The organism is Kitasatospora sp. NBC_00458, assembly GCF_036013975.1.
GTDB lineage: Bacteria > Actinomycetota > Actinomycetes > Streptomycetales > Streptomycetaceae > Kitasatospora.
Genome location: NZ_CP107904.1, coordinates 7,597,732 through 7,613,678, shown reverse-complemented (window position 1 = coordinate 7,613,678; position 15,947 = coordinate 7,597,732). Strand labels below are relative to the sequence as shown.

Below are 15,947 nucleotides of genomic sequence, written 5' to 3'. Positions count from 1 at the left end.
ATGACCGACGCTCCGTCAGGGACGGTCCGGTTCCTGACGGAGCGTCCCCGGCGGGGCGTCCGGTGGCGTCCCGGGGCGTCCCGGACCGAACGCCCCGGACGGAGAGCCCCCGACTGCCCTCGACGGTGGCCCCTGACCGCGCCCGCCGCCCGCCGACCGCCGACCGCGCCCGCCGTCAGCGCGAGGCCAGCGCCGCCAGCCGTCGCGCGGACCGGTACTGCCGCAGCACCTGGGCGAAGGTGGTGTGCCCCTGCGTGGTCCGGGCGAACGCCCGCCACGCGGGATCGACCAGGCAGACCGCCGCGTGGAACAGGTAGGGCCTGCGCTCGAACGCGGTCAGCATCTGCTTGCCGGCCCGCATCTCGACCCCCAGCCCCGCCTTGATCGCGAAGGCGTAGTTCAGCGCCTCGCGCCGCACCTCGCCCGCGGTGCCGGCCTCGGCCACCTTCACCGCCCACTCCCCGGCCAGCCGGCCCGAGCGCAGGGCGTACGAGATGCCCTCCCGGGTCCACGGCTCCAGCAGCCCGGCCGCGTCGCCGGCCACCAGCACCCGGCCGCGCGAGAGCGGAGAGTCCTCGGCCCGGCAGCGGGTCAGGTGCCCGGACTCCACGCTCGGCTGGAAGCCGGCGAGGCCCAGCCGGCGGATGTAGTCGGCCAGGTACTGCTTGGTCCGCTCGCCGTCGCCGCGCGCCGAGATCACCCCGACGGTGAGGCTGCCGGACTCGGTCTTCGGGAACACCCAGCCGTAACTGCCCGGCAGCGGGCCCCAGTCGAGGTGGATCCGGCCCGCCCAGTCGGCCGCGACCGACGGCGGGACGGGGATCTCGGCCTCCAGGCCCAGGTCGATCTGGTCGAAGGAGACGCCGACGTGCCGGCCGATCCGGCTCGCGCTGCCGTCTGCGCCGACCACCGCGCGCGCCTCGAAGGTCCGCCCGTCGGCGGCGGTGACCAGCGCCGTCCGGTGCTCGCCGCCGCGCTGCTCCACCCCGGTGACGGTCACTCCGGTGACCAGCACCGCCCCGGCCTGCTTGGCCGCCTGCACCAGGCGGAGGTCGAACTCGTCCCGGTTGACCAGCCCGAACAGCATCGGCTTCGAACGCCGGGTGCGGGTGAACCGGCCCCGGTAGGCGAAGGTGACGGCGTGCACCCGGTCCTGGAACGGGAGCTTGAAGTCGGCCGGGAGGCTGTCCCGGGAGGGGCCGATGATGCCGCCGCCGCAGGTCTTGTACCGGGGGTGCTCGACCTTGTCGAGCAGCAGCACGCGCCGGCCCTGCTCGGCGGCGGCGTACGCGGCCGAGGCGCCGGCCGGACCGGCCCCGACCACGACGACGTCCCAGACGCCGTCCAGCCGGTCCGGGCCGTCGGCCACGGCGCCGCCTTCGTCATCGGCCGCGGCGCCCGCCACGGCACCGCCGTCAGCCACGGCATCGGCATCGGCATCGGCATCGGCCGCAGTGTCGGTCACGCCGTCAGCCACGGTGTCGGCACCGGAATCGGCGTCGGAATCGGCGTCGAGCGGGCCGCGCGCGACCTGCGGGCCACTGGCATCGTGCGGGCTACGAGAATCAGGGCTTCCGGAGTCAGTCACGGGCAACAATCCTAATGCGGCCGACCCCGCCGCCGTCGGCCGCACCGCTCCGAACGCCCGGCCGAATCCCCCGCCCGCGTCACCGGGCGCGCCGCGGGCCGCCCCCGCACCCGTCCGCACCCGCCCGCACCCGGTGCCCCGCCGGACCGCCCCCGCGCGGCCGACCGTTCGTGTCCGCCTATGATCGGCGCTACCCCCGTCAACGACGTTCGCCCGCACCACCCCTCGGACGGACCAGCCCTCCCCGGAGCACCCCGATGCCTCAGCAGCCCCTGGCCGACGCCGTCCGGTCCCTGATGGACCGCGCCCGCACCGACCTCGCCGAGCTGGTCGCCTTCCCCTCCGTCGCCGACCCGCGCCAGTTCCCGGTCGAGGAGTGCGAGAAGGCCGCCCGCTGGGTCGCCGCGGCGTTCGAGGCCGAGGGCCTGACCGGCGTCCGGCTGCTGGACACCCCCGACGGCACCCAGTCCGTCTACGCCGAACTCCCCGGCCCGGCCGGCGCGCCGACCGTCCTGCTCTACTCGCACTACGACGTCCAGCCGCCGCTCGACGAGGACGCCTGGCTCAGCCCGGCGTTCGAGCTGACCGAGCGTGACGGCCGCTGGTACGGGCGCGGCGCGGCCGACTGCAAGGGCAACATCCTGATGCACCTGACGGCGCTCCGGGCGCTGCACCGGGTGGACGGCGGCTACCCCGTCGGGCTGAAGATCATCGTCGAGGGCTCGGAGGAGCAGGGCACCGGCGGCCTGGAGCGCTACGCCGAGGCCCACCCCGAACTCCTCACCGCCGACGCCATCGTGATCGGCGACACCGGCAACTTCGCCGCCGGCCTGCCGACCGTCACCGCCTCCCTGCGCGGCATGACCGTGGTCGACGTCTCGGTCCGCACCCTGGCCGGCAACCTGCACTCGGGTGCGTTCGGCGGCGCCGCCCCGGACGCGCTGCAGGCCCTGGTCAAGGCGCTCGCCTCGCTGCACGACGAGCACGGCGACGTCGCGGTGACCGGCCTGACCGGCGGCCAGACCTGGACCGGCGTGCAGTACCCGGAGGAGCAGTTCCGCGCCGACGCCAAGGTGCTGGACGGCGTCGCACTCACCGGGACCGGCACCGTCGCCGACCGGCTGTGGGCCCGTCCGTCGGTCACCGTCCTCGGCATCGACGCGCCGCCGGTGGTGGGCGCCACCTCGTCCGTCCAGTCCTCCGCCAAGGCGTCCGTCAGCCTGCGCGTGCCGCCGGGCACCGACACCGCCGCCGCCCAGGAGGCGCTGGTCGCCCACCTGGAGGCCCACGTGCCGTTCGGCGCCCGGATCACCGTCGAGCGCCAGGGCAACGGCGCGCCGTTCAGCGCCGACACCTCCGGTCCGGCGTACGAGGCGATGGGCGAGGCGATGGCGGAGGCCTTCGGCACGCCGATGGTCGCCTCCGGCGAGGGCGGCTCGATCCCGCTCTGCAACACCCTGCGCACGCTCTACCCGGAGGCGGAGATCGTGCTGATCGGCGTCGAGGAGCCGACCACCCAGATCCACGCGGTCAACGAGAGCGTCGACCCGCTGGAGCTGGAGCGGATGGCACTCACCGAGGCGCTCTTCCTGCGCCGCTACGCCGAGCTGCGTTCCGTCTGACGCCGGAGGCCCGCGACGGCCGCCCCGGCCGCCACCCGCCACCCGCCACCCGCCACCCGCCACCCGCCACCGCGGACTCCCCGGGCCGCGCCGTCCCCCTGGACGGCGCGGCCTTCCGTACCGCGCCGTCCGCACGCCTCGCGCGCCGTCGTACGGCCGGGACCGCGCGCCCGCGGTCCGGCCCGCACGCCCGCCGGGCACTACCCGCGTGCCGTCCGCAGCCCCACCCCGGCGGCCCGGACCAGTGCGTACCCCACCGCTCCCGCCGTCAGCCCGGCCCCCGCCCCGAAGCACACCTCCGGGATCAGCCGCCGACGCAGCGGCACGAGCCGGTGCACCACCCCGGCCGCCGTCGCCGCCGCCAGCCCCGCCACGGCGCAGCGCCGTGCCCGGTCGCTCAGGACGACCGCCGGGCGGACCGGTTCCAGCACCCGGGCCGCCCGGACGGCGTACCCCGCCACCGCGGCCAGTGCCGGTGCCGAGGTGCCGTACTGGAGCACCGTGTACAGCGGTGGTCCGCCGGCCACGGGCCGTTCCAGAGCCGGCAGCAGCCGGGCGCCGAGCCGCCCCTCGTGGGTGAAGGCGTCCCAGCCGACGTGACTCGCCGCGCCCAGCGCCGCCGAGGCCGCGAACCAGGCGGCGTCGGCCGGGGAGACGCCCCGCAGCGTCCCGCCCCGGGCGGGGCCCCGGCGGCCCCGGCGGACCGTCAGCGCCTCGGCCGCGCCCGCCCACCGCTCGGGGAGCAGCGCGACCAGCGGTCCGCGCACCAGTCCGTGCCAGCCGGCCACCAGCGCGGCCGCGACCGCGACGTCCACCGTGGGCACCGCCCACCAGCGGTGGGTCAGCCGGCCCTGCCGGTACGCGCCGGGCAGCAGCGACTCGGCGAAGAACGGCACGTCCGGCGCGAGCGAGCCGGCGACGAGTGCCGAAGCGACCAGCGGTCCGCGCTCGCCGGCCGCGCGCAGCAGGGGCAGCACGGCGGCCGGGTGACTCAGGGTGAAGGGCATGGGCCTCATCCTGCCGCCGCACGGCCACCGGGGTGCCGTCATCGGCCCGCGCCGCACCGACCGCTTCCGGGACCGCGCCCGAGACCGCTCCGGACGCCGGGTCCGCCGCCCGCCCGTCCGGGGCCGCCCTCGTCCGCCGCCCTCGTCCGCCGCCGCCCGTCCGAGGCGGACCTTCGTCCGGGGCCGCACGGCCCGGCTCCCCGCACCCGGCGGGCGGCTCACGCCGCGTCGGCGGCCCTCGCCAGCCCCACCCCGGCGCGGCGCCCGGCCTCCAGGTACCTCAGCTCCCCGCAGCGCCTGGCGTCCAGCGCCGCGGCCAGCCGCCGGTAGCGGCCCGGCGGCAGCAGCCCGGCGGCCTCGTCCAGGGTGACGAACCGCCAGCCGCGCAGTTCCTCCTGCTGGAGCAGCAGGCCCTGGCGGGCGGTGGCGTCCAGCAACCCCCCGTCGTAGACGAGGCGCAGCCCGCCCCGGCGCGGTCCGGTCCGCGGCTCCCAGTCGACGGCCAGCAGCCGCAGCGCGGAGGGGTCGAGCCGCAGCCCGAGCTCCTCGGCGGTCTCCCGGAGGGCGGCGTCGGTCGGTGCCTCGCCGCGTTCGACCACTCCGCCGGGGAACTCCCAGTCCGGCTTGTAGACCGGGTCGACGAGCAGGACCCGGTCCTGTTCGTCGAAGAACAGGACGGCGGCGGCCACGGTGTCGCCGGTGGGGTCGGGGGTCTGGACGATCGGGCAGCGGGCCGAGCCGTCCCGGACGAGCTGGGCGAGCCGGGCGGCGGTCTCGCGCGGGGTGAGGCCGGCGGTGTCGACCAGCCGGGCGTCGCGACCGAGCCAGCGGCGGGCGGCCCGGTAGCGCGGCAGATGGTCCAGGCACCACTGCCGGATCCGCGCACTGCGCTCCGGATCGTCCGGGCACTCGTCGCGCTGCGCTATGCGCTCGCGCAGGATCGTTTCTTCAGGATCGAGGACGAGGTGGTGCACCGTGATCCCGTTCGAGGCCAGCGCACCGAAGATCTCGTCCCGGTAGTCCTCCCGCAGCAGCGTCATCGGGACCACCAGCGGCCCGGCCACCTCACCGAGCAGTGCGGCCGCCGTCTCGGGCACCAGCCGGCGCCAGGCCGGCAGGTCCTGGAAGTCCGACACCGCTGCCATCCGGTCGGCCGGCAGCACCGCGCGCAGTCCGAACCCGACCAGTTCGGGATCGAACAGCGTGCTGCCGGGCAGCAGTTCCACCAACTCGCGGCAGGCACTCGTCTTGCCCGCCCCGAACGTGCCATTGACCCAGACGATCACAGACATCCCCTGCCCCTCGACCTCCCCCGGCGCCGTTCGCACCGGGCGGCGCCCCCGTCAGCCGAACCAGCGCCACCCGAGGTGGTCCCCCGCCGCGCCGGTCCCCATGCCTCCCCGCCCGTCCTGCTCGCGACCGTCGGCCGCTCCGGTTGACGGAGGCATGTGCCCAGGCCAGCGGCCCTGCCGCAACGCCCGTACGACCCCCGACACGCCGGAGTGCACACCCCCGGCAACCGGCGTCCGACATCCTCGCACGCGCCCCCTCCACACCCTGCGCGCCCCGCCCGAGGTGTACGGGAAACCGGCTCGGCACCCGCCCCGCGCGCCGGTCGGCCGCCGTCGCACGCCTTCGCCGGACTCCCGCCGCCGACGCGCCCGGCCACCCGCTCCCGGCCGCCGCCCCGAACCACCCGCACCACCCGCACCACCCGCCCCGTGTTCCCCGGCCCGTCACTCCGGCCCCGATCAGAGGACGGCCCCGCCGACCCCCCGGTTCCCCTCCGGCGTCCCCTCCGGTGTTGCCTCCGGCCACCCGACCGCATAGAGATGAACGGTGACCGCATCCACCGCACCCGGCCGCGTCGTGGCCGTCGGCTCCGTCAACATCGACCGGATCCTCCGCTGCCCCGCCCTCCCCGCACCCGGCGAGACCGTCCTGGTGACCGACTCGGCCCAGGGCTTCGGCGGCAAGGGCGCCAACCAGGCCGTGGCCGCGGCCGCCATGGGAGCGCCCACCCACCTGGTGGCCAAGGTCGGCGCGGACGCCGACGGCCGCGCCGCCCTGGCCGACCTGCGCGGGGCGGGCGTCGGGACCGGCACCGTGCTCACCGACCCGGACGCACCCACCGGTCAAGCCGTGGTGGTGGTCGACCCGTCGGGCGAGAACAGCATCCTGGTCGTCCCCGGCGCCAACGCCCGGCTCACCGGCGCCGAGGTGGCCGAGGCGCTCGCCGCGCTCGCCCTCACCGCCGCCGACACCGTCCTCACCAGCGGCGAGGTCCCGGAGGAGTGCATCCTGGCGACCGCGGCCGCCCTCCCGCCCGGGCCCCGCTGGATCCACAACGCCGCCCCGGCGGGCCGCCTCCCCGACTGGACGGGCCCGGGCCGCCGGCGCCCGCTGATCGTCGCCAACTCCGTCGAGGCCGCCCAGCTGACCGGCACCGGCACCGGCACCCGGCCCCACGACCCCTCCCACGGCGCGGCCCAGGACGCGGCCGTCGGTGCGACCGCCCTCGCCCTGGCCGCCCTGGGCGAGGGCGCGGTGATCACCCTCGGCGCGGCCGGGGCACTGGTCGCCGTCGACGGCGCGGTCCACCGCGTCCCGGCCCCCGTCGTGACCGTCGTCGACACCACCGGCGCCGGCGACGTCTTCTGCGGCGCCCTGGCTGCCCGGCTCGCCCACGGCGTGCCGCTCCCCGCGGCCGCGGCCACCGCCGCCGGGGCCGGCGCCTTCGCCGTCACCGCCGCGGGCGCCCGCGGCGCCCTCCCCCGCCCGGCCGACCTCGGTCTCCCCGACCCCGGCCATCCGGCCCCCGGCCACCCGGCCCCCGGCCACCCGGACTCCGACCGCCCCGACGCCCGCCGTCCCTGACCCCGGAGCCCGGCGCCACCGCGGCCGCCCGCCCCGCCGGCACCCCGCGCCGCCGCCGGACGACGACGCCCGGGCCATCCGGCCCGGGCGTCGTCGTCCGAGCGCGGACCCGGCTCAGGGCCGACCCATGTGGGTCGGGTAGTAGCCGCTGCTGATCCCGGAGACACGGATCAGCGTGCCGGGCCGCGCGGCCTCCACGTACTGGTTGTTGCCGAGGTAGATCGCCACGTGGTGGATGCCCCGCGCGGTGCCGTCGTCCGACCAGAAGAGCAGGTCGCCGCGTCGCAGCTGGGAGGCCTTCACCGGTGTGGTGGCCGCGTACTGGTCGTTGGCGACGCGCGGCAGCTCGATGTCACCACGCCGGAAGGACTGCTGGACGAGGCCCGAGCAGTCGTAGCCGTCCGGCCCGTTCCCGGCCGTCTTGAACGGCTTGCCGAGCTGGGCGAGGGCGAACTGCACGGCCGTCTCGACGTCGCCGTCCGTGGCCGGCACCGCCGAGTCGGCGGAGGTCGACGTCGCGGACGAGGAGGCCGCGGACGACGAGGCCGCGGACGACGAGGCCGCGGTCCCGGACGACGCCCCGGTCCGCGCCAGGTAGACGTCGTAGTGTGTCGTCCAGCGCCACTCGCCCTGGCTGTTCCTGAACCAGTAGCGGGAGCCGTCCCACCCCTGGGTGATCCCCCCGGAGCTCACCGTCGCGGACGAGGAGGCCGCGGTCCCGGACGACGCCCCGGTCCGCGCCAGGTAGACGTCGTAGTGCGTGGTCCAGCGCCACTGGCCCTGGCTGTTCTTGAACCAGTACTTCGACCCGTCCCAGCCCGCGTGGGCCGGCGCCGGCTCGGCGGCCGCGCTGCCCACGCCGGTCCCGAGACCGACCACGCCGGCACCGGCCACGATCACCGCCACCATGCCTATCCCCCGACGGACCCGCGCCGCCCGGGAGGGGCGGGAGGTCCGGACGGCCTGCGCCGGCTGGGAGGTGGTGGCGGCTGCGTGCTGCCCGGTCGGCTCGTCGGCGGCACCCGGTGCGCCGGTGTTGACGGTCGTCATCCTGCTGTCTTCCTTTGCTGAGCACTGAACGCGGAACGCGGATCGCGGAACGCTGGACGAGGCGGGACCGCTCCCCGGGCTCCGCTCCCCGGCTTCCGGCCGTACGGCCGGAAGCCGGGGAGCGGAGCCCGGGGATTCAGTTCTGCCTGCGTGTCACGTTAGGCACGCGTCCGCTCACCGTGCGCAGTGGAGTGCGCCAAAGGAAGGGCTCACGGAAGGTGAGCGGGCGTCACCCGACAGCCGTCGGGTGACCGCCCGTCACCCGAGTGCCGACTCGGCGAGCAGCTGCTTCTTCAGCACCTTTCCCATGGCGTTCCTGGGCAGTTCGGGCACCAGCACGACCCGGCGGGGACGCTTGTGCACCGAGAGCCGCTCCGCCACAAAGGCCGTCAGCTGTTCCCCCGTCACGGGACCGTCCGGGATGACGTACGCGACGACCGCCTGGCCGAGGTCCTCGTCGGGCGCGCCGACCACGGCCGCGTCGGCCACCGCGGGGTGGTCGCGCAGTGCCGCCTCGACCTCGCCGGCACCGATCCGGTAGCCGCCGCTCTTGATCAGGTCGACGGAGGCCCGGCCGACGATCCGGTGGAAGCCGTCCGGGCCGATCACCGCGACGTCCCCGGTGCGGAACCAGCCGTCCGCCGTCCAGGCCTCGGCGTCGGCGTCCGGCCGGTTGAGGTACCCGGCGAACAGGGTCGGTCCGGCGACCTGCAGCTCGCCGACGCTCTCGCCGTCGTACGGGACGGGCCCGCCGTCCTCGCCGACCAGCCGGGTCCGCACGCCGGCCAGCGGCAGGCCGACGCTGCCGGGGCGGCGCTCGCCGTCGGCCCGGGTGGAGGCGGTGATCAGCGACTCCGTCATCCCGTACCGCTCGATCGGCGCGTGGCCGGTCAGCGCGGCCAGCCGTTCGAAGACCGGGACGGGCAGCGGGGCGCTGCCGGAGACCAGCAAACGGGCTGAGGCCAGCCGCCCGGCCGCCTCCCCGTCGGCCGCCACCCGGGACCAGACCGTCGGCACGCCGAAGTAGAGGCTGCCCCCGGCCTCCGCGTAGGCGGCGGGGGTGGGGCGCCCGGTGTGCACCAGCCGGCTGCCGGTGCGCAGCGCGCCGAGCACGCCGAGCACCAGTCCGTGCACGTGGAAAAGCGGCAGCCCGTGCACGAGGGTGTCCCCGGCATCCCACTGCCAGGCCTCGGCGAGCGCGTCGAGGTCGGCGGCCACGGCGGAGCGGTGGATCACCGCGCCCTTGGGCGCGCCGGTGGTGCCGGACGTGTAGAGGATGAAGGCGGCCGTCCCCGCGGCCGGTTCGGCGTAGGTGGTGGCGGAGCGCTCCGCCAGGTCGACGGGGACCGCCGTGACCGCCGGGCCGTCGGCCGGACCGTCCTCCGGGGGCGTGTCCCCGGCGGCGTGCGCGAGCAGGGCCGCGCCGGAGTCGCGCAGGATGTGGGCCCGTTCCTTGGGGCCGGAGTCGGGTGGCAGCGGGACGACCGGCACCCCGGCGAGCAGGCCGCCGACCACGGCGGCCACGGTCTCGGCGGTGGGCCGGGCGAGCACCGCGAGCGCGGGGGCGCCCGCCACCCGGTCGGCGACGGCGGTGGCCGCGCCGAGCAGCTGCTCCCGGGAGAGTGTCCGTCCGTCGATCCGCAACGCGTCGCCGGAGTCCCCGAAGCCGCCTTGAAGTGCCGTCAAGAGTGTCATGTGTCCGCCCTCGCCCCAGTCCGCGATCGGCCGCCCCGCCGCCGGCGGTCGCCGGCGCTCGTGCCGCCGACTCTACGGGCCCGCCGCCGGGGCCCGGCCCCGGGGACCACCGCGCCGCGCCGCCGTCGGGGCCCGGACGCGCCGAGGGCGCGCCCGGGTGTTCCCGGACGCGCCCTCGTGGACCTGCCTGGCGGCGGATCAGCCCTTGCGGGCCTTCACCTCGGCGGTGAGCTGCGGCAGCACCGCGAAGAGGTCGCCGACCACGCCGTAGTCGACCAGCTCGAAGATCGGGGCCTCGGGGTCCTTGTTGACGGCCACGATGGTCTTCGAGGTCTGCATGCCGGCCCGGTGCTGGATGGCGCCGGAGATGCCCGCCGCGATGTACAGCTGGGGCGAGACCTGCTTGCCGGTCTGGCCGACCTGGTTGGTGTGCGGGTACCAGCCGGCGTCGACGGCGGCGCGCGAGGCGCCGACGGCCGCGCCCAGCGCGTCCGCGAGCTCCTCGACCACGCCGAAGCCGGCGGCCTCGCCGACGCCGCGGCCGCCGGAGACCACGATGGCGGCCTCGGTCAGCTCGGGGCGGCCGGTGGAGACGCGCGGGGTGCGCGAGACGACCTTGGCGGCGTTGCCGGTGAAGGCGACGGCGACGTCCTCGACGGCGCCCGCGGCCGGGGCGGCCTCCGGGGCGACGGCGTTCGGCTTGACGGTGATCACCGGGGCGCCCTGCGACACCCTGGACTTCACCTGGAAGGAGGCGGCGAACACCGACTGGGTGGCGACCGGGCCGCCGTCGCCGGCCTCCAGGTCGACGGCGTCGGTGATGATGCCGGAGCCGAGGCGCAGCGCCACGCGGGCGGCGACCTCCTTGCCCTCGCCGGAGGAGGTGACGAGGACCGCGGCGGCCTCGCTGGCCTTGGCGATCTGGGCCAGGGCGTCCACCTTGGGGACGACCAGCTGGTCGGCGAACTCGGCGCCGTCGGCCGTGTAGACCTTCGCCGCGCCGTACTCGGCGGCCTTGGCGGCGATCGCCGCGGCGGCCGCGCCGGCGCCGAGGACGACCGCGGAGGGCTCGCCGATCCGGCGGGCCAGGGTCAGCAGTTCGAGGGCCGGCTTGCGGACCGCGCCGTCGGCGTGGTCCACGAGAACCAGGATCTCAGCCATGATTCGTTGCTCCTGATCGATCGTTGGGTGCGCTGACGGGCGGGACTAGATGAACTTCTGGTCGGCGAGGAAGCCCGCGAGCGCCTTGCCGCCCTCGCCCTCGTCCTTGACGACCGTGCCCGCGGTCCGCGCCGGACGCGCGGCCACCGACTCCACCGCCGTCCACGAACCCGCCAGACCGACCTCGTCCGCCTCGATGCCCAGGTCGTCCAGGTCCAGCGACTGCACCGGCTTCTTCTTCGCCGCCATGATCCCCTTGAACGACGGGTAACGGGCCTCACCCGACTGGTCCGTCACCGAGACCACCGCCGGCAGCGCGGCCTCCACCAGCTCCGTCGCCGCGTCACCGTCACGACGGCCCCTCACCACACCGCCCTCGACCGACACCTCCGACAGCAGCGTCACCTGCGGCACGCCCAGACGCTCCGCCAGCAGCGCCGGCAGCACACCCATCGACCCGTCCGTCGACGCCATACCACCGATCACCAGGTCGAACCCGGTCTTCTCCAGCGCCTTCGCCAGCACCGCCGACGTCCCGATCACATCCGAACCGTGGATGTCGTCGTCGTTCACGTGCACGGCCTTGTCCGCACCCATCGACAGCGCCTTGCGCAGCGCGTCCTTCGCGTCGTCCGGACCGACCGTCAGCACCGTCACCTCGGCGTCACCGCTCGCCTCCGCGATCCGCAGCGCCTGCTCCACGCCGTACTCGTCCAGCTCCGACAGGAGGCCGTCCACGCCCTCCCGGTCGGTGGTGTGGTCGTCCGCGAAACGACGGTCGCCCGTCGCGTCCGGCACGTACTTCACACAGACAACGATCCTCAAGCTCACGGCCTGTCTCCTGTACTGGTCTCGTCCGGCGGCTGCGGCTGTGCAAGCGGGCGCGAACACGGCACGCACCCGCTCCGGGCAGCGTGTTCCCGTGCCGGTCCGGAACTTCCCGGCAGCATACCCGCCGGTAGCACAACGTTCACTACTGGCCAGTAGCTTACGTCGGGCGGTCCCTTCCGAGCGTCCCGCGGACCCTCCGACCCGCCCGGGAGGGGCCCCGGTCCGGACGGTTGCCACGGGACGGCCTGCACTGCCGTCAGGGGACATCCTGCCCCAGTCCGACCCCTGGTCCACGCCGCAGGGCGGTCCGTTCCCCTCCGGATCCACTGCGGAAGCGGCCCGCGCCCTTCACACCGGGGGCGCGCGGAGCCCCTCAGACCGCCTCGCCCAACGCCGCGATCACGTCCGCCCGCCTGGGCTGCCCGGCCGCCCGGCGCACCACCCGGCCCCGCGCGTCGAGCACCAGCACGGTCGGCGTCCGCAGGATGTCCAGCCGCCGGACCAGCTCCAGCCGCTCCTCGGCGTCCAGCTCGACGTGCGCCACCCCGTCGACCATCTCCGCCACCTCGGCGAGCACCCGGCGGGTCGCCCGGCAGGGCTGGCAGAACGCGGTCGAGAACTGCACCAGGGTCGCCCGCTCCCCGAGCGGCACCCCCAGCTCGGCCGCCGACAGCGCCACCGCCCCGTCCTTCGCCCGCACCCGCAGCCTCCCGTCGCGCTTGGCCCGCAGCAGCCCGAACGCACTCGCCACCGCGAGCACGACAACGCACACCACCAACCCGGTCATCCCCCCAGTCTGCCCGCCCCCTCCGGACGCCCGGAGCGGACCCCCGCAAACCGGTCGACCGCCGGCCCACCACCCGCGTACGATCGCCGGGTGGACTCCGACCGCCCCGCACAGCCGCTGCTGACCGCCCGCCGGGTGGTCGACCTGTGCCGGGCCACGGCCTCGCGCTGTCGCTGACGCGCCCCCGCCGTCACCCCGTCGCCGTCCCTCCCGGAGCCCCCGTGCAGATCGATCCCCGCGGCCCGCGCTTCGCCGCCGCGCTCACCACCGTCGTCCTCGTCGCCGTCCTGCTCACCGGCAGCGGGCCGCTGCTCGCCGCCCAGGCGCTCGTCTTCGCCCTCGGCGCCCTCGGCGGGCTGCGCCGCTCCCCGTACGGCTGGCTCTACCGCACCCTGGTCCGCCCCCGCCTGGCACCGCCGACCGAGACCGAGGACGAGCGCCCGCCGAGGTTCGCCCAGGGCGTCGGCCTGGTCTTCGCCGTCGTCGGCGCGCTCGGCTTCCTCACCGGGGTCGCCTGGCTCGGCCTGCTCGCGACCGGCTTCGCACTCGCCGCCGCCTTCCTCAACGCCGCCTTCGGCTACTGCCTGGGCTGCGAGATGTACCTGCTGGTCCGCCGCGCGCAGGGGCGGGTGGACATCGCCGCCTGACCGCCCCGCTCCGGACGACCCGGCCCCGGGTCCACAGTCCGGGGTCCGCAGCCGGGTCCGGGTCCGGCCGGGAAAAGTTCCCGGCCCGGCCCATCACGCACATCACACCTTCACATTCCGCCTGGCAGGACGCCTCAGGTGACAGCGGGCACCCCTTCGGGGGATCATCTCCGTGTATCACCCGTGGCCGCCGCGGCGTGCCGCGCCCCCGGTCGGCCCCCACGTACGGCACGGGTACCCGCCGTACCGGGCCGCGAGGCCCGTCGAAGTCAGGACTGACCGTGGCAGAGTTCGTGTACCCGCCGGTGATCGGCGCCGCACTGACCGTCTTCCGCGCGCTCGACGTGCGCATCAAGATCGTCGGCGCCGAACACATTCCCGCCAAGGGCGGAGCGGTCCTGGTGAGCAATCACATCAGCTACCTGGACTTCCTCTTCGCCGGCCTCGGCGCCTTCCGCGGCGGCAAGCGCAAGACCCGTTTCATGGCCAAGGACGACGTCTTCAAGCACGCCGTCTCCGGCCCGCTGATGCGCGGCATGAAGCACATCCCGGTCGACCGCACCGACGGCCAGCCCGCGTACGAGGCCGCCGTCCGAGCCCTGCGGGCCGGCGAGGTCGTCGGGGTGTTCCCCGAGGCGACCATCAGCCGCTCCTTCATGCTGAAGAAGTTCAAGACCGGCGCCGCCCGGATGGCCGCCGACTCCGGCACCCCGCTGCTGCCGGTCATCCTCTGGGGCACCCAGCAGCTCTGGACCAAGGGCCGCCCGAAGACCCTCACCAAGCGGCACGTCCCGGTGACCATCATGATCGGCGAGCCGATCGAGCTGGCACCCACCGACAAGCCCGTCATGGTCACCCGCCGGCTCCGCGCCGCGATGTCCGAGATGCTCGACCAGGCCCAGCGCGAGTACCCCGGCAAGCCCTCCGGCCCCGACGACACCTGGTGGCTGCCCACCCACCTCGGCGGCACCGCTCCCACCCTGGAGACCGCCGAGGCCGAGGACGAGGCGGAAGCCGCCGCCAAGGCCGAACGCCGGACCGCGCGCGACTGAACAAGCCCGGCACCCGCCCGTCGCGTTCCCTCCACACCCCGAAGGACTACTCCGGGTGCCCGGGCGGACGCACAGCGTCGCGTGTCGCCCCGTCTCCACCGCGTCCGATCTGACAAAGTGACAGCTCCCTCGGGACCCGCCCGCACTCACCCGGCGGATCGAAGACGGAGATGAGACGCGCATGACCGACACACGGCTCCCCCGGACCACCCCCACCACGGCCCGCACCCGCACTCGCGCCGGTGCGGGCCTGCTGCTGGCAGGGGCCCTGCTCACCGGCTGCGGCGCCCAGCCCGGCGACATCCCGCTCAGCGAGATCCGGGCCGAGTCGCCCTCCCCCACCCCGACGCCCACCCCCGCGGCCGAAGCGGCCGCCTCCCCCGGGGTGATCGGCGCCGCCGTCGCCGCGACCCCGACCGCTCCGCCCGCGCGCAACGGCCTGATCGCCAGCCGGGTCACCCCGAGCACCGAACGCGACACCGGCGCCATCCTCTCCACCGGACCCGACGGCACCGGCGAACACCCGCTCACCCAGCCCCCGAACGGCGCCCGGGACGACAACCCGTCCTGGTCCCCCGACGGTGCCACCCTCGCGTTCGACCGGACCGGCACCGACGCCGCCCGGGTCTGGCTCACGACGGCCACCGGCGAGGAATCCCACCAGGTCGGCCCGCTCTGCAGCGTCGGAGCCCCCGACTGCGTCAACGAGGCCGAGAGCCACCCCGCGTTCTCCCCGGACGGCCGACGGCTCGCCTTCAACCGCACCTGGGGAGCCGGCGATCCCGAGACCGGCCAGGTCCAGTACTCCGACCTGTACCTGATGAGCCCCGACGGCACCGACGTCCAGCGCCTGACCTTCCTCACCAACGACAAGCCCTACTCCGGCGAGGTGACGAGCCCGAGCTGGTCACCCGACGGGAAGCAGCTCGTCTTCGAGTACCGCACCAGCGCCACCGGACAGCCCGCCGACGGCCGGGCCCTGTTCTCCGTCGCCGCCGACGGCACCGGTCTGCACCAGCTCACCCCGTGGGAGCTGCGGGCCGGCGGCCGCGCCGGCTGGTCCCCCGACGGCGGGCGGATCGTCTTCACCACGTTCCCGGCCGGCCCCGACCTCACCCCCGGCGGCGGGATCTACACCATGCACGCCGACGGCAGCGCGATCGAAGCGCTCACCCCCGGCCCCTCCGACCTCTCGTACGGCCCGGCCTCCTACTCCCCCGACGGACGCTCCATCGTGTTCACCCAGGCCGCCGGCACCGGAACCTCCTCCGACCTGTACGTCATGCAACCGGACGGCGGCAGCCCCACCCGGCTCACCGACACCCCCGAGCGCTCGGAGAGCCGGCCGAGCTGGGGCACGGCGGCAGCACCGCAGGGCTGACGCCCCTCGTTCCGCGAATTCCGCTCGCGCTTCCGTCTTCCCCTGAAATGCAAAGAACCCCCGCCGGTTTCCCGGCGGGGGTTCTTTGTGAATGATTGTTCGGCGGCGTCCTACTCTCCCACAGGGTCCCCCCTGCAGTACCATCGGCGCTGTGAGGCTTAGCTTCCGGGTTCGGAATGTAACCGGGCGTTTCCCTCACGCTATGACCACCGAAACACTATGAAACTGTCAACCGCACCCACACCGTGA

The 15,947-nt window shown here is 75.6% G+C and carries 13 protein-coding genes and 1 rRNA gene; 5 read left to right on the top strand and 9 right to left on the bottom strand.

The window, feature by feature from the left end:
- Positions 1-175: 175 nt before the first annotated feature.
- Positions 176-1,369: a geranylgeranyl reductase family protein gene (locus OG550_RS31090; RefSeq protein ID WP_327684283.1), complete on the bottom strand. Its 1,194-nt coding sequence runs from the start codon at positions 1,367-1,369 to the stop codon at positions 176-178.
- A 476-nt stretch (positions 1,370-1,845) separates the two neighbouring features.
- Between OG550_RS31090 and OG550_RS31085 the strand changes: the two genes are divergently transcribed.
- Entirely contained in the window at positions 1,846-3,210 is a 1,365-nt protein-coding gene (locus OG550_RS31085) for a dipeptidase (protein WP_327683149.1), read from the top strand.
- Positions 3,211-3,410: 200 nt separating this feature from the next.
- Here the strand turns inward: OG550_RS31085 and OG550_RS31080 are convergent, their stop codons facing one another.
- Together OG550_RS31080 and OG550_RS31075 are read right to left on the bottom strand one after the other, a co-directional pair.
- Positions 3,411-4,217 (bottom strand): DUF4184 family protein, encoded by an 807-nt coding sequence (locus OG550_RS31080; protein WP_327683148.1) that lies wholly within the window; start codon positions 4,215-4,217, stop codon positions 3,411-3,413.
- 218 nt (positions 4,218-4,435) lie between these two features.
- Positions 4,436-5,503 (bottom strand): NUDIX hydrolase, encoded by a 1,068-nt coding sequence (locus tag OG550_RS31075; RefSeq protein ID WP_327684281.1) that lies wholly within the window; start codon positions 5,501-5,503, stop codon positions 4,436-4,438.
- A 553-nt stretch (positions 5,504-6,056) separates the two neighbouring features.
- Here OG550_RS31075 and OG550_RS31070 point away from each other — a divergent pair.
- Positions 6,057-7,094, top strand: coding sequence for a PfkB family carbohydrate kinase (locus OG550_RS31070; RefSeq protein ID WP_327683147.1), 1,038 nt, complete (start codon positions 6,057-6,059; stop codon positions 7,092-7,094).
- Positions 7,095-7,208: 114 nt separating this feature from the next.
- Here OG550_RS31070 and OG550_RS31065 read toward each other — a convergent pair whose 3' ends face one another.
- The 5 genes from OG550_RS31065 to OG550_RS31045 all read right to left on the bottom strand — a co-directional run bounded on the left by OG550_RS31065 (position 7,209) and on the right by OG550_RS31045 (position 12,618).
- Positions 7,209-8,144: a C40 family peptidase gene (locus OG550_RS31065; protein WP_327683146.1), complete on the bottom strand. Its 936-nt coding sequence runs from the start codon at positions 8,142-8,144 to the stop codon at positions 7,209-7,211.
- A 258-nt stretch (positions 8,145-8,402) separates the two neighbouring features.
- Positions 8,403-9,839 (bottom strand): acyl-CoA synthetase, encoded by a 1,437-nt coding sequence (locus tag OG550_RS31060; protein WP_327683145.1) that lies wholly within the window; start codon positions 9,837-9,839, stop codon positions 8,403-8,405.
- Between the two features lie 198 nt (positions 9,840-10,037).
- Positions 10,038-11,000, bottom strand: coding sequence for an electron transfer flavoprotein subunit alpha/FixB family protein (locus tag OG550_RS31055; RefSeq protein ID WP_327683143.1), 963 nt, complete (start codon positions 10,998-11,000; stop codon positions 10,038-10,040).
- Positions 11,001-11,045: 45 nt separating this feature from the next.
- Positions 11,046-11,831 carry an electron transfer flavoprotein subunit beta/FixA family protein gene (locus OG550_RS31050; protein ID WP_327675982.1) on the bottom strand — a complete coding sequence of 262 codons (786 nt, stop codon included), beginning with the start codon at positions 11,829-11,831 and terminating at the stop codon, positions 11,046-11,048.
- Positions 11,832-12,204: 373 nt separating this feature from the next.
- Complete coding sequence (locus OG550_RS31045; RefSeq protein ID WP_327683141.1) at positions 12,205-12,618, bottom strand: TlpA family protein disulfide reductase; 414 nt, start codon at positions 12,616-12,618, stop codon at positions 12,205-12,207.
- A 221-nt stretch (positions 12,619-12,839) separates the two neighbouring features.
- On the opposite strand from OG550_RS31045, the gene OG550_RS31040 reads away from it, so the two are divergent.
- From OG550_RS31040 to OG550_RS31030, 3 genes are all read left to right on the top strand, one after another.
- On the top strand, positions 12,840-13,265 hold the full coding sequence (locus tag OG550_RS31040) for a DUF4395 domain-containing protein (RefSeq protein WP_327683140.1): 426 nt from the start codon (positions 12,840-12,842) through the stop codon (positions 13,263-13,265).
- Positions 13,266-13,546: 281 nt separating this feature from the next.
- Positions 13,547-14,317, top strand: coding sequence for a lysophospholipid acyltransferase family protein (locus OG550_RS31035; RefSeq protein ID WP_327683138.1), 771 nt, complete (start codon positions 13,547-13,549; stop codon positions 14,315-14,317).
- A gap of 181 nt (positions 14,318-14,498) precedes the next feature.
- A complete protein-coding gene (locus tag OG550_RS31030) occupies positions 14,499-15,698 on the top strand; it encodes a hypothetical protein (protein ID WP_327683136.1) in 1,200 nt (399 codons plus the stop codon).
- A gap of 97 nt (positions 15,699-15,795) precedes the next feature.
- On the opposite strand, the gene rrf is transcribed toward OG550_RS31030, so the two are convergent.
- Positions 15,796-15,912: ribosomal RNA gene (gene rrf, locus OG550_RS31025) — 5S ribosomal RNA — on the bottom strand.
- Positions 15,913-15,947: the final 35 nt, after the last annotated feature.